General features: G+C 73.7%; 9 protein-coding genes. All 9 read left to right on the top strand.

What is annotated here, in order from left to right:
- The first annotated feature begins 117 nt into the window (after positions 1-117).
- Complete coding sequence (gene rimP, locus C6376_RS00935; protein ID WP_107441649.1) at positions 118-642, top strand: ribosome maturation factor RimP; 525 nt, start codon at positions 118-120, stop codon at positions 640-642.
- 2 nt (positions 643-644) lie between these two features.
- Positions 645-1,631, top strand: a complete 987-nt coding sequence (gene nusA, locus C6376_RS00930; protein WP_107441648.1) for a transcription termination factor NusA — start codon at positions 645-647, stop codon at positions 1,629-1,631.
- Between the two features lie 102 nt (positions 1,632-1,733).
- On the top strand, positions 1,734-2,030 hold the full coding sequence (locus C6376_RS00925; protein ID WP_079041309.1) for a YlxR family protein: 297 nt from the start codon (positions 1,734-1,736) through the stop codon (positions 2,028-2,030).
- 147 nt (positions 2,031-2,177) lie between these two features.
- Entirely contained in the window at positions 2,178-5,303 is a 3,126-nt protein-coding gene (gene infB, locus C6376_RS00920; protein WP_107441647.1) for a translation initiation factor IF-2, read from the top strand.
- Positions 5,304-5,485: 182 nt separating this feature from the next.
- Positions 5,486-5,779: a DUF503 domain-containing protein gene (locus tag C6376_RS00915; protein WP_107441646.1), complete on the top strand. Its 294-nt coding sequence runs from the start codon at positions 5,486-5,488 to the stop codon at positions 5,777-5,779.
- A 52-nt stretch (positions 5,780-5,831) separates the two neighbouring features.
- Positions 5,832-6,275, top strand: coding sequence for a 30S ribosome-binding factor RbfA (rbfA, locus tag C6376_RS00910; RefSeq protein WP_107441645.1), 444 nt, complete (start codon positions 5,832-5,834; stop codon positions 6,273-6,275).
- Between the two features lie 6 nt (positions 6,276-6,281).
- Entirely contained in the window at positions 6,282-7,187 is a 906-nt protein-coding gene (gene truB / locus C6376_RS00905; RefSeq protein ID WP_107441644.1) for a tRNA pseudouridine(55) synthase TruB, read from the top strand.
- A 249-nt stretch (positions 7,188-7,436) separates the two neighbouring features.
- Positions 7,437-11,426: a serine protease gene (locus C6376_RS00900; RefSeq protein WP_254075801.1), complete on the top strand. Its 3,990-nt coding sequence runs from the start codon at positions 7,437-7,439 to the stop codon at positions 11,424-11,426.
- Between the two features lie 381 nt (positions 11,427-11,807).
- Positions 11,808-12,758, top strand: coding sequence for a bifunctional riboflavin kinase/FAD synthetase (locus C6376_RS00895; RefSeq protein WP_107441643.1), 951 nt, complete (start codon positions 11,808-11,810; stop codon positions 12,756-12,758).
- Positions 12,759-12,840 lie beyond the last annotated feature (82 nt).

Raw genomic sequence — 12,840 nt, 5'->3', positions numbered from 1 at the left:
GGAGCCCCCGCCACCCTCCGTGCACAGGTGGACGGCAACACTCCCTGCGACCGGATACCCTTTGACCAGACACGAGCCCCCACCCACAACAGCACACGCGGCCGAGGAGTCACCCGGATGAGCACCACCCAGAGCGAGAGGCTGCGAGAGCTCCTGGAACCGCTCGTCGCCTCCCAGGGTCTGGATCTCGAAGAGATCACCGTGGACTCGGTAGGCCGCAGAAGAGTGCTGAGCGTCGTCGTCGACTCCGACACCGGAGCGGACCTGGACCGGATCGCCGATGTGAGCCGTGCGCTCTCGGCGAAGCTCGACGAGACGGACGCGATGGGCGAGGGCGAGTACACCCTCGAGGTCGGCACCCCGGGCGCGGAGCGCGCCCTCACCGAACACCGGCACTACGTGCGCGCCACCGGCCGGCTGGTCCGGTTCCAGCTCGGGGCGGGCGGCGACCTGGTCGCCCGGATCCTGACGGTCGACGACGAGGGGCTCGACGTCGAGGTGCCCGGCGTGAAGGGCCGCAAGGCCACCGCCCGCCGACTCGCCTTCGGCGACGTCGACAAGGCGCGCGTACAGGTCGAGTTCAACCGCAAGGACGGCTCGGCCGACCAGAGCGACAGCAACGAGAAGGAAGAGGAGGCGTAGCCGTGGACATCGACATGAGCGCCCTGCGGGGCTTGGTGCGGGAGAAGGAGATCTCCTTCGACCTGCTGGTCGAGGCGATCGAGTCGGCCCTCCTCATCGCCTACCACCGCACCGAGGGAAGCCGCCGTCACGCGCGCGTGGAGCTCGACCGGCAATCGGGGCACGTGACCGTGTGGGCGAAGGAGGACCCCGAGGACCTCGAGGAGGGGCAGGAGCCCCGGACGTTCGACGACACCCCGTCCGACTTCGGCCGTATCGCCGCCACCACGGCCAAGCAGGTCATCCTGCAGCGCCTGCGCGACGCCGAGGACGACGCGACGCTCGGCGAGTACGCCGGCCGTGAGGGCGACATCGTCACCGGCGTGGTCCAGCAGGGCCGCGACCCGAAGAACGTGCTCGTGGACATCGGCAAGCTGGAGGCCATCCTGCCGGTGCAGGAGCAGGTGCCCGGCGAGACGTACCCGCACGGCCTGCGACTGCGGTCGTACGTCGTCCGGGTGGCGAAGGGCGTGCGCGGCCCGTCCGTCACCCTCTCCCGGACGCACCCCAACCTGGTGAAGAAGCTCTTCGCGCTGGAGGTGCCGGAGATCGCCGACGGGTCCGTCGAGATCGCCGCCATCGCCCGCGAGGCCGGTCACCGCACGAAGATCGCCGTCAGGTCCACCCGTTCGGGCCTGAACGCCAAGGGCGCCTGCATCGGCCCCATGGGCGGCCGGGTGCGCAACGTCATGGGCGAGCTCAACGGCGAGAAGATCGACATCGTGGACTGGTCGGACGACCCGGCCGAGATGGTGGCGAACGCCCTGTCCCCGGCCCGTGTCTCCAAGGTGGAGGTCGTGGACCTCGGGGCCCGCTCCGCGCGCGTGACCGTGCCGGACTACCAGCTGTCCCTGGCGATCGGCAAGGAGGGGCAGAACGCCCGCCTCGCCGCCCGTCTGACCGGCTGGCGCATCGACATCCGCCCGGACACCGAACAGACGGAGGAATAGATCTCGGCCTGAGTGGGCTGAGATCACGTCAGAGTTCTGTGCGGCAAGTGTTCGACTCCTGCCCCGAAGGGGTGAGGTCGGCACGGGGAGGTAGACTTAGCTGTGTCTGGCCGGACGCACGCCGGAGCATGCCCTGAACGCACCTGTGTGGGGTGCCGGGAGCGAGCGGCCAAGACGGAGCTGCTGCGCATCGTGGCGATCAAGGACGCATGTGTCCCTGATCCACGCGGTACGCTGCCCGGCCGGGGTGCGTATCTGCATCCCGCCCCGTTCTGTCTCGATCAGGCGGTACGCCGGCGGGCGTTCACGAGGGCGTTGCGAGCCCCGGGAGCGCTCGACACAAAGGTGTTGCGCCAGTACGTCGAGCAGACGACCGTTGCCGAGCAGGCAACACCGTAAGAAGGCGTCGCACGGAACCCCCGTGCGGCTCTGGTACCCCGCGAGTTGGAAGTAGGTCGAGATTGCGATGAGCACTCGATGAGCACGCGATGAGTACGCCCATGAAGTAGCGACGGTCCGGACACACCCGGACCTAAAAGGAGCGAAGTGGCTAAGGTCCGGGTATACGAACTCGCCAAGGAGTTCGGGGTGGAGAGCAAGGTCGTCATGGCCAAGCTCCAGGAACTCGGTGAATTCGTCCGTTCGGCGTCCTCGACGATCGAGGCGCCCGTTGTCCGCAAACTGACAGACGCCTTCCAGGGCGGCGGCAAGCCCGCCCCCCGCAAGGCTGCCCCCAGGCCCGGCGCGCCCTCTCCGGCGCAGTCGGCCCGTCCGGGCCCGGCTGCTCCGCGGCCGGCCGCCCCCAAGCCTCCGACGGCTCAGCAGCCCGCGGCTCCCGCCGCCCCTGCTGCCTCGTCGGTCCCGTCGGCCCCCGCGCCGACGACCCCCGGCCCGCGTCCGGGCCCCAAGCCCGCCCCGCGTCCGGCCCCCGCCGCTCCGGAGTTCACCGCTCCGCCGTCGGCCCCCGCCGCTCCGGCGGCTTCGGCCCAGCCCGCGGCTCCGGCCCAGTCCGCTCCGCGTCCGGCCTCGCAGGGACCGCGCCCCGGCGCGCCCCGTCCCGCCGGCCGCCCCGGCGCCGGTCAGGGCCAGGACCGCGGCGACCGTGGTGACCGCGGTGACCGCGGTCAGCGTCCGGCCGCCGCGCAGGGCCCGCGTCCCGGTGGCGCACCCCGTCCGGGCGGTGCCCGTCCGGCAGGCCCGCGTCCGGGCAACAACCCCTTCACGTCCGGCGGCAACGCCGGCATGGCGCGTCCGCAGGCGCCCCGCCCGCAGGGCGCCCCGCGTCCCGGCGGCCCGGGTGCTCCCGGCGCCGGTCCCCGTCCCCAGGCCCCCGGCGGCCAGGGCGGCGGTCCCCGTCCGCAGTCCCCGGGCGGCGCCCGTCCGAGCCCGGGCGGCATGCCTCGCCCGCAGGGCGCCGGACCCGGCGGTCCGCGTCCCGGCGGCGGTCCGCGTCCGAACCCCGGCATGATGCCGCAGCGTCCCGCTGCCGGCCCGCGTCCCGGCGGTGGCCCCGGCGGCCGCGGCCCGGGTGGCGGCGGCGGTGCGGGTCGTCCCGGCGGCGGCGGTCGTCCCGGCGGCGGCGGCTTCGCAGGTCGTCCGGCCGGTCCCGGCGGCGGCGCCCGTCCCGGTGGCGGTGGCGGCTTCGCCGGTCGTCCCGGCGGCGGCGGTCCCGGTGGCGGCGGCGGCTTCGGCGGCGGTCGTCCCGGCTTCGGCGGACGTCCCGGCGGTCCCGGTGGCCGTGGTGGCACGCAGGGCGCCTTCGGTCGTCCCGGCGGTCCCGCGCGTCGCGGTCGCAAGTCGAAGCGGCAGAGGCGCCAGGAGTACGAGGCCATGCAGGCCCCGTCGGTCGGCGGCGTGATGCTGCCTCGCGGCAACGGCGAGACCATTCGCCTGTCGCGCGGTGCGTCCCTCACCGACTTCGCCGAGAAGATCAACGCCAATCCGGCGTCGCTCGTCGCGGTGATGATGAACCTCGGCGAGATGGTCACGGCCACGCAGTCCGTCTCCGACGCGACCCTCGAGGTCCTCGCCGGCGAGATGAACTACACGATCCAGATCGTCAGCCCCGAGGAGGAGGACCGCGAGCTGCTCGAGTCCTTCGACATCGAGTTCGGCGAGGACGAGGGCGACGAGGAGGACCTGGTGGTCCGCCCGCCGGTCGTCACCGTCATGGGTCACGTCGACCACGGAAAGACCCGACTGCTCGACGCCATCCGCAAGACGAACGTCATCGCGGGCGAGGCCGGCGGCATCACCCAGCACATCGGTGCCTACCAGGTCTCGACCCAGGTCAACGAAGAGGACCGCGCGATCACCTTCATCGACACCCCGGGTCACGAGGCGTTCACCGCCATGCGTGCCCGTGGTGCCCGGTCGACGGACATCGCGATCCTGGTCGTCGCGGCCAACGACGGCGTCATGCCGCAGACGGTCGAGGCGCTCAACCACGCCAAGGCGGCCGAGGTCCCGATCGTCGTCGCGGTCAACAAGATCGACGTCGAGGGCGCCGACCCGACCAAGGTGCGCGGTCAGCTCACCGAGTTCGGTCTGGTGGCCGAGGAGTACGGCGGCGACACGATGTTCGTCGACATCTCCGCCAAGCAGGGTCTGAACATCGACTCGCTGCTGGAGGCCGTGATCCTCACGGCCGACGCCTCGCTCGACCTGCGGGCCAACCCCAGCCAGGACGCGCAGGGCATCTCGATCGAGTCCCGTCTCGACCGCGGCCGCGGCGCCGTGGCGACGGTCCTCGTGCAGCGAGGCACCCTGCGGGTCGGCGACACGATGGTCGTGGGCGACGCCTACGGCCGGGTGCGCGCCATGCTCGACGACAACGGCAACAACGTCGCCGAGGCCGGCCCGTCGACGCCGGTCCAGGTCCTGGGCCTGACCAACGTCCCGGGTGCGGGCGACAACTTCCTCGTCGTCGACGAGGACCGCACCGCCCGCCAGATCGCCGAGAAGCGTGCCGCCCGCGAGCGGAACGCCGCCTTCGCCAAGCGCACGCGCAGGTTCTCCCTGGAGAACCTGGACGCCGCCCTGAAGGCCGGCGAGGTCCAGCAGCTGAACCTGATCATCAAGGGTGACGCTTCTGGTTCGGTGGAGGCCCTCGAGTCCTCCCTGCTCCAGCTGGACGTCGGCGAAGAGGTCGACATCCGCGTCCTGCACCGCGGCGTCGGTGCGGTCACGGAGTCGGACATCGACCTGGCCATGGGCTCGGACGCCATCGTCATCGGCTTCAACGTTCGTGCGGCGGGCCGCGCGGCGCAGATGGCCGAGCGCGAGGGTGTCGACGTCCGGTACTACTCGGTCATCTACCAGGCGATCGAGGAGATCGAGGCGGCCCTGAAGGGCATGCTGAAGCCGGAGTACGAGGAGGTCGAGCTCGGCACGGCGGAGATCCGCGAGATCTTCAAGTCGTCCAAGCTGGGCAACATCGCCGGTGTCCTGGTCCGCTCGGGCGAGGTCAAGCGCAACACCAAGGCGCGCCTCATCCGCGACGGCAAGGTCATCGCGGAGAACCTCAACATCGAGGGCCTGCGCCGCTTCAAGGACGACGTCACCGAGATCCGCGAAGGCTACGAGGGCGGTATCAACCTCGGAAACTTCAACGACATCAAGATCGACGACGTCATCGCGACGTACGAGATGCGCGAGAAGCCGCGGGTGTAGGCACCCGTGGTGCGCACCGGCCGGCGGGGGATCCTTCCCCGCCGGCCGGTGCGGCGTCCGGCGGGCGTGTGAGCGGGCGAAACCCCGTCGAGTCCACGCCGTGAACGCTGTACCGTTCTTGATGTCCCTGCCCCCTGGCGGCAGGGCCGTCGATCCCGTACCGGCGGGTGAACCGGTTACACATGTACGTGGGGACACTGTCCTTCGACCTTCTCCTCGGCGACGTGCACTCGCTGAAGGAGAAGCGCTCCGTCATCCGTCCGATCGTCGCCGAGCTCCAGCGCAAGTACGCGGTGAGCGCGGCCGAGGTGGACAATCAGAACCTCCACCGCAGGGCCGAGATCGGCCTCGCCGTGGTCTCCGGTGACACGGAGCATCTGACCGACGTCCTGGACCGGTGCGAACGGCTGGTGGCCGCCCGCCCCGAAGTGGAGCTGCTGTCGGTCAGACGCCGCCTCCACGGCGACGACGACTGACACCGACCGACCACGTGAAGAACGCAACAAGGAAAGAACGGGAGACGGACCAGTGGCCGACAACGCGCGCGCCAAGAGGCTGGCGGACCTCATCCGAGAGGTGGTGGCCCAGAAGCTGCAGCGTGGGATCAAGGACCCGCGGCTCGGTTCCCACGTCACCATCACGGACACCCGGGTGACCGGCGACCTCAGGGAAGCGACCGTCTTCTACACCGTGTACGGCGACGACGAGGAGCGGGCGGCCGCGGCCGCGGGCCTGGAGAGCGCCAAGGGCGTCCTGCGGTCCGAGGTGGGCCGTGCGGCCGGTGTGAAGTTCACGCCGACGCTGGCCTTCGTGGCCGACGCCCTGCCGGACAACGCCCGCACCATCGACGACCTCCTCGACAGGGCGCGCGCCGCCGACGAGAAGGTCCGCGAGGTGTCCGCGGGCGCCGGGTACGCCGGTGAGGCCGACCCGTACCGCAAGCCCGGCGACGAGGACGAGACGGACGACTGACGCCTGATGAACGGCAAGCAGAACACGCCCGACGGCCTTGTCATCGTCGACAAGCCGTCGGGCTTCACTTCGCACGACGTCGTGGCCAAGATGCGGGGGATCGCCCGGACCCGCCGCGTCGGCCACGCCGGCACGCTCGACCCGATGGCGACGGGCGTCCTCGTCCTCGGCGTCGAGAAGGCGACCAAGCTCCTCGGGCATCTCGCGCTCACCGAGAAGGAGTACCTGGGCACGATCAGGCTCGGCCAGACGACCCTGACGGACGACGCGGAGGGCGAGATCACGGGGTCCACGGACGCCTCGAAGGTCACCCGGGACGCGATCGACGCGGGCATCGCCAAGCTGAGCGGCGACATCATGCAGGTGCCGTCCAAGGTCAGCGCCATCAAGATCGACGGCGTCCGCTCCTACAAGCGCGCCAGGGACGGCGAGGAATTCGAGATCCCGGCCCGCCCGGTCACCGTCTCGGCCTTCTCGGTGTACGACGTCCGTGACGCCGTCGCCGAGGACGGCACCCCGGTCACGGACCTGGTGGTGTCGGTCGTCTGCTCCTCCGGCACCTACATTCGCGCCCTCGCCCGGGACCTGGGCGCGGACCTCGGCGTCGGCGGCCACCTCACCGCCCTGCGCCGCACCCGTGTCGGCCCGTACAAGCTGGACGCGGCGAGGACGCTCGACCAGCTGCAGCAGGAGCTGAGCGTGCTGCCGATCGCCGACGCCGCAGCCGCGGCCTTCCCCCGCTGGAACGTGGACGCGAGGCGCGCACGGCTGCTCCTGAACGGCGTACGCCTGGAGATGCCCGACGAGTACGCGGGCGCGGGCGCGGTGGCCGTGTTCGACCCCGAGGGCCGCTTCCTGGCCCTGGTGGAGGAGCAGAAGGGCAAGGCGAAGAGCCTCGCCGTGCTCGGCTGAGCCGTCCTCCCGTCCGGTCCGCCCGTGGAGCGGCGAACACGGGGTTCTGCGCCGCCGCTCCACGGTCCCCCCTCGGTTCCCCCACCCTTAGGCTGCGTCCGACGCCGGGTGTTCATTCACCCGTCCGGGCAGGCGCTCGGAGTGAACCGAGGGAGCGCAGGGGGGCGCTTTCGTTCCGCGATCCGTCCCGCTGATCATTCGCGCCTACCGTCGACCGGAGGGCACGTGGGCGCGGTGGGAGGTACGGCGATGGCGGGACGGGGCCCGCGGACCCCGCGGCACGACTCCCTGTGGGGCGGATCGCGGGACGGCCGGACGGATCCTCGCGGCACCCGCGACGAAGATCCCGGCGTCCCCTTCGGCGCCGACGCCTCCCTGGTCCACATCCGCGACCTGGCCGGCCGGCCACGCGGCGCCGGCTTCGTCGCCGACCACCACGGCACGGTGCTCACCAGCCACGAGACCGTCGACGGCCTCTCCCGGCTCGTGGTGCACGCCGCGGGCGACCGCAGCTGCGTCGTGAGCGCCGACGCGGTCACCCCGCTGCCCGAGCTCGATCTGGCACTCGTCCGCACCGAAGGCCTCGGCGCGGACCCGTTGCCGGTGACCGTACGGGAGGGCGTCGAGCCCGGCCGGTACGTCCGGCTCGCCGCCGGCTGCTGGCGCGAGGCGCGGGTCCTGGCCCGGACGCCCGTGACGTACACGGCCACGGACCGACTCCACCAGCTCGGCGGGGCCGTCGAGCTGGCGATCGGCACGGCGGGCCGGGACGCGCTGAGGCCTGGCGGCGGCGCGGCCGGCGGGCCGGTCCTCGACGCCACCACCGGTGCGGTCGTCGCCGTCCTCGGCACGGCACTGTGCTCCGGCACCCGCGACAGCGGCTTCGCCGTCGCCCTGCGCCCCACGCCCCCGACGCCGCCCGGTGACGCACCGGTGAGCGAAGAGGGCCCGGCGGGCGCCGGCGGTCCGGCGGCCGGAGGCGGAGTCGGTCCCGCGGCAGGCGCCGGTGTGGGTCAGGGCCACGGACTTGGCACCGGGGACGATGTCTCGACGGGTGCCCGGTCGGCAGTGCCGCCGCGAGAGACCCGACACGGGTTCGGGGTCGGGCTCGGGGTCGGGCTCGGACACGGGTACCGATGCCGGGACATGGCCGGGGCCGCGGGCACCGGTCCGGCCCCCGCGCCGGCTGTCGCGGTGCCGTACGGCGGTTCGCCGCCGGGGGAGGGCGATGTGCGGGCGGCACCGGCTCAGGCCGCCGGGTCCCTGGCCGAACTGCTCGCCCGCAACGCGGCGACCGTGCCCGCCTACGGCGCGGACCTCAATCTGGCGGGCGTCCTGGAGCTGACGGCCACCTCCGTCGCGTCCGACGGGCCACCCGGCGCGCTGTCCGGCTGCCTCGGCGGCACCGCCGGCGGTTCCCGCCCCGCCGCGACGGCCCCGGTGGAACGCGCGCACCCCACAAGGGAGTTCGCCGCCTTCGCGGTGAGTCCGGCGGCCGTCCTCGGCCTCGTCGGAGCACCCGGCAGCGGCCGGACGACGGAGCTCGCGGCGCTCGCCGCCCGCCGCTACCGGGCATCCGGCCAGGCTCCCACCCTGTGGCTGCGCGGCGCCGACCTGCGGGCCGAGGACGACTCGCTCGCGGACGCGGTCCGCCGCACCCTGGCCAGGGCGGCACGCATCGTGTCCGCGGGGCGGAGCACGCCGCGGACGGCGGTCCCCGGCCCACCGCACCCACCGGGGACCTCACAGACGGCGGAGACGTCAGGGACGGCGGGGACGGCGCAGACGCCAGGGACGGAGGGGGCCTCGGGCAGGGCGGCCGCACCGAGTGGGTCCGGCGTCGGCTCGTCCGGCCACTCGTCGGGCGGTGCCGGTCCGGACGACGTCACCCCCGAGCGGCTGGCCTGTGTCGCCCGGGCCGCGGGCCGCCCCCTGCTGCTGCTCCTCGACGGCCCCGAGGAGATGTCCCCGGTCCTCGCCCACCGGCTCGCCGACTGGACCGAGAACACCGCCGACTGGCTGCGGGAGACCGGCGCCCGACTGGTGGTCGCGTGCCGGGCGGAGTACTGGGAGCGGGCGGGCGCGCAGTTCCCGCCGGAGACGCTGTACGGGACCGCGGCGCCGTCGGGCCCGCTCCCGCCCTGCGTCCGCCTCGGCGACCTCACGCCCGACGAGGCGTGCGAGGCCCGAGCCCGTTACGCCGTCCCCGAGACCGCGCTCGCCGCGCCCGACGACCGTCACCCCCTCACCCTCCGCCTCCTCTCGGAGATCCGTGCCGCCCTGCCCGGCCCCGCGGACCGGCCCCAGGCCGACCGGACGCAGGTCGGCCGAACCCCCGTAGACCGGGACGACGTCTTCGCCGCCCACCTCGACCTGATGTGCCTGCGCGTCGCCGTCCGGATCGCCGTCGAGAACGGACTGCGGGGCGCGGCCGTGCGCCGTCTGGCGGCGAAGGTCTCCGGACAGGTCCACGAGGCCGCCCGCCGCAGTCTGGGACCGGGGCAGGGCCAGCTGGACCGTGCCTCGTTCGAAGCGGTGTTCCCCTGGGGGCCGGCGCCCGCCCGGCTCGGCGGCGGCAGCGGCTGGGCGTCGGCCGTCCTCGCCGAGGGCCTCCTGGTGCCCGCGGGCGGCGGCTACCGCTTCGCCCACGAGGAACTCGCCGACTGGATCCAGGGCTTCCATCTCGACCTGGACGAGGCGCTGCGCGCCCTGGTCCACGGCCCCGACGCGCCCGGCGGCGACCGCCTGCCGCCCGTGCCGCATCACCGCATCGGCCCCGTGCTCCAGGCCCTGCTGCTCCTGGGCCGGCACCAGGGCCCCCACCGGCTCGCCGCGCGATTGCGCGAGCTGATCCACTCCCTGGAGGCCGATCCGGGCTCCTGGTGGGCCGCCCGGCTGCTCGCCGGAACCCTGCTGCGCGTGCCGGACGCGACGCCGTACACGGGCGTCCTGCGCCTGCTCGCGGACCGCATCGGCTCCTGCGCCGCCGAGACGGACGGCCCCTTCGCGGACTTCGGCCCCGGATTCTGGACGGAACTGGCCCTCCCCTGCGACGCCCGCCTCGACCTCCTGCGCCGTCTGGTCCTCGCCGACGGCGCCCCCCGCGACGCGGACGCGCCCCGCTACCTGGACGTCGTGGCAGGTCTGCTCGCGGCCGACCCGGCCGCCGTGCAGCCGCACCTCACCCACTGGTTCGACGACGAGCGGCCGCTGCCCGCGGCCCCGCACGCCACGGTGGCGACGGCCGCGCAGGCCCTGCTGCACACCCATCGGCGACGGGCCCTCGACGACCTCACCGACGTGCTCGTCGACTGCACCCACCACCGCGCCGCCGAGCTGCTCGCCGTGCTGGCCGAGGAGGAGCCGTCCGCGCTGTGCCGGGCCGTCGACCGCTGGGCACACGACGAGCGCCCGGCCCGGCGGGTCGCGGCGGTCGCACACGCCCTGCGCGCCGCGCCGCAGGTGGACACGGAGGCCGACCGCCGACTGCTGCGGCACGCCGCCCTGGACCTGCTCGCCCGTCCCGCCGACGGCGCGCTGCACGGCGGGGCGCTCGCCCTCCTCGTCCGCGACCCCGAGACCCGCCCGGGGCACCTGGTGCGGGCCCTGGAGAGGTTCGCGGCGGGCGACGACCCGTATCTCCCGCCCGGCGCGCTGCTGCCCGCCCTGTCCACCGACCCCGGGCCGGTGCTGCACGCGTTCCGGGCGCGGCTGCTCGGCACCGACCGCGCGGACGCGGGCAGGATCCTGCGGACGCTCGCCGACGTCACCAGCCCTCCCGACCCGGCCCGCCGGATCGCCGTCCTGGTCCGGGAGGCCGGAGAGCGCCGGCCGGAGTGCGCAGGACATGTGGCCGCGTACGTCGACCGACGTCTCGACCACGGGCCCGACGCCCGCGCCCTGCTCCTCCCGCTGGTCACCGGCCTGTTGACCGACGGGAGCCCGGAGCCGGTCCGAGCCGCGCTGGCCGGGGTGCTGGCCGCCCCGGGCGCGCCCGGGTCCCGCCCGCTGCGGGACGAGTTCCTGGAGTACCTCCTCGCCCGTGAGCAGGCCCCGCGGTCCTGTACGCCGTCCTGTACGCGGCCGCGGGCCGCGACGGCGACGACCTGCGCGACCTCGTCCACCGCATCGGCCACGTCCTCGTCCGCACCCCGCAAGGCGCGACCTGCTTCGACCGCGGGCTGGCCGACCTGGGCCGGCATGTGCCGGGCTTCGCGGTGCGGGCGGTGGAGTGGCTGACGGAGGCGCCGGGGGAGTGGGCAGGCGTGGTCGGCCCCAGCGGCCGTCGCGCTCTGGAGAACCTGGCCGGGGCCGGGGCCGGGGCCGGGGCCGGGGGCGGGGGCGTGGGCGGGGGCGTGGCACGGGCCGGGGCAGGGTCGGGGGAGGGGGCGGGGAGTGAATGGGAATCGGTGAGCGGGGCGGGACCGCGTGTGACGGTGTGACGCCGCGGTGCGCGAGCCGGGTCCTGGGGCTGTCATGCGGCTCGCCCACGTGGGCCGTCTCACGTGGGCCGGGTCACAGCCTCCATGCCGATGCGGGCGGGAAGCACCCGGCATGGCACCCTTAGACCTGCGTAAGAGGCAAGAACAGACACGGACAAGGGTTCGAGGAGCGGTCACAGTGCAGCGCTGGCGTGGCTTGGCAGACATCCCCGAGGACTGGGGACGCAGCGTCGTCACCATCGGCTCCTACGACGGTGTCCACCGGGGTCACCAGCTGATCATCCGGCACGCCGTGGACCGGGCCCGCGAGCTGGGCGTTCCGGCCGTCGTCGTCACCTTCGACCCGCACCCCAGCGAAGTCGTCCGTCCCGGCAGCCATCCGCCCCTGCTCGCCCCGCACCACCGCCGCGCCGAACTGATGGCGGACCTGGGGGTCGACGCCGTTCTCATCCTGCCGTTCACCACCGGGTTCTCGAAGCTCTCCCCTGCCGAGTTCGTCGTGAAGGTCCTGGTCGACAGGCTGCACGCCAGGGCCGTCGTCGAGGGACCGAACTTCCGCTTCGGCCACAAGGCGGCGGGCAACGTCGAGTTCCTCACCGAGCAGGGCAAGGTGTACGACTTCGAGGTGGAGGTCGTCGACCTCTACGTGCGCGGCGAGGCCGGCGGTGGCGAACCGTTCTCCTCGACCCTGACCCGGCGTCTGGTCGCCGAGGGCGACCTCGCGGGCGCGGCGGAGATCCTCGGCCGTCCGCACCGGGTGGAGGGCGTCGTGGTGCGCGGGGCCCAGCGCGGGCGCGAGCTCGGTTTCCCGACCGCCAACGTCGAGACCCTGCCCCACACGGCGATCCCGGCGGACGGTGTCTACGCGGGCTGGCTGCACGTGGACGGCGAGGCGATGCCCGCCGCGATCTCCGTCGGCACCAACCCGCAGTTCGACGGCACCGAACGCACGGTGGAGGCGTACGCCATCGACCGCGTCGGTCTCGACCTCTACGGTCTGCACGTCGCCGTCGACTTCCTGGCCTTCGTGCGCGGCCAGGCGAAGTTCGACTCCTTGGACGGGCTGTTGGAGCAGATGGCCGAGGACGTGAAGCGCTGCCGGGAACTGGTGGCGGCGCAGGAGCAGTAGCAGGATGCGGCAGCGGTGACCGGTGGGCTGGTTCGGCCCGTCCGGTGAACGGCCGAGGGGCGGCAGGTGTCCAGGACACCTG

This window comes from Streptomyces sp. P3 (assembly GCF_003032475.1).
Classification (GTDB): Bacteria; Actinomycetota; Actinomycetes; order Streptomycetales; family Streptomycetaceae; genus Streptomyces.
This window is presented reverse-complemented; position numbering and strand designations above follow the sequence as displayed.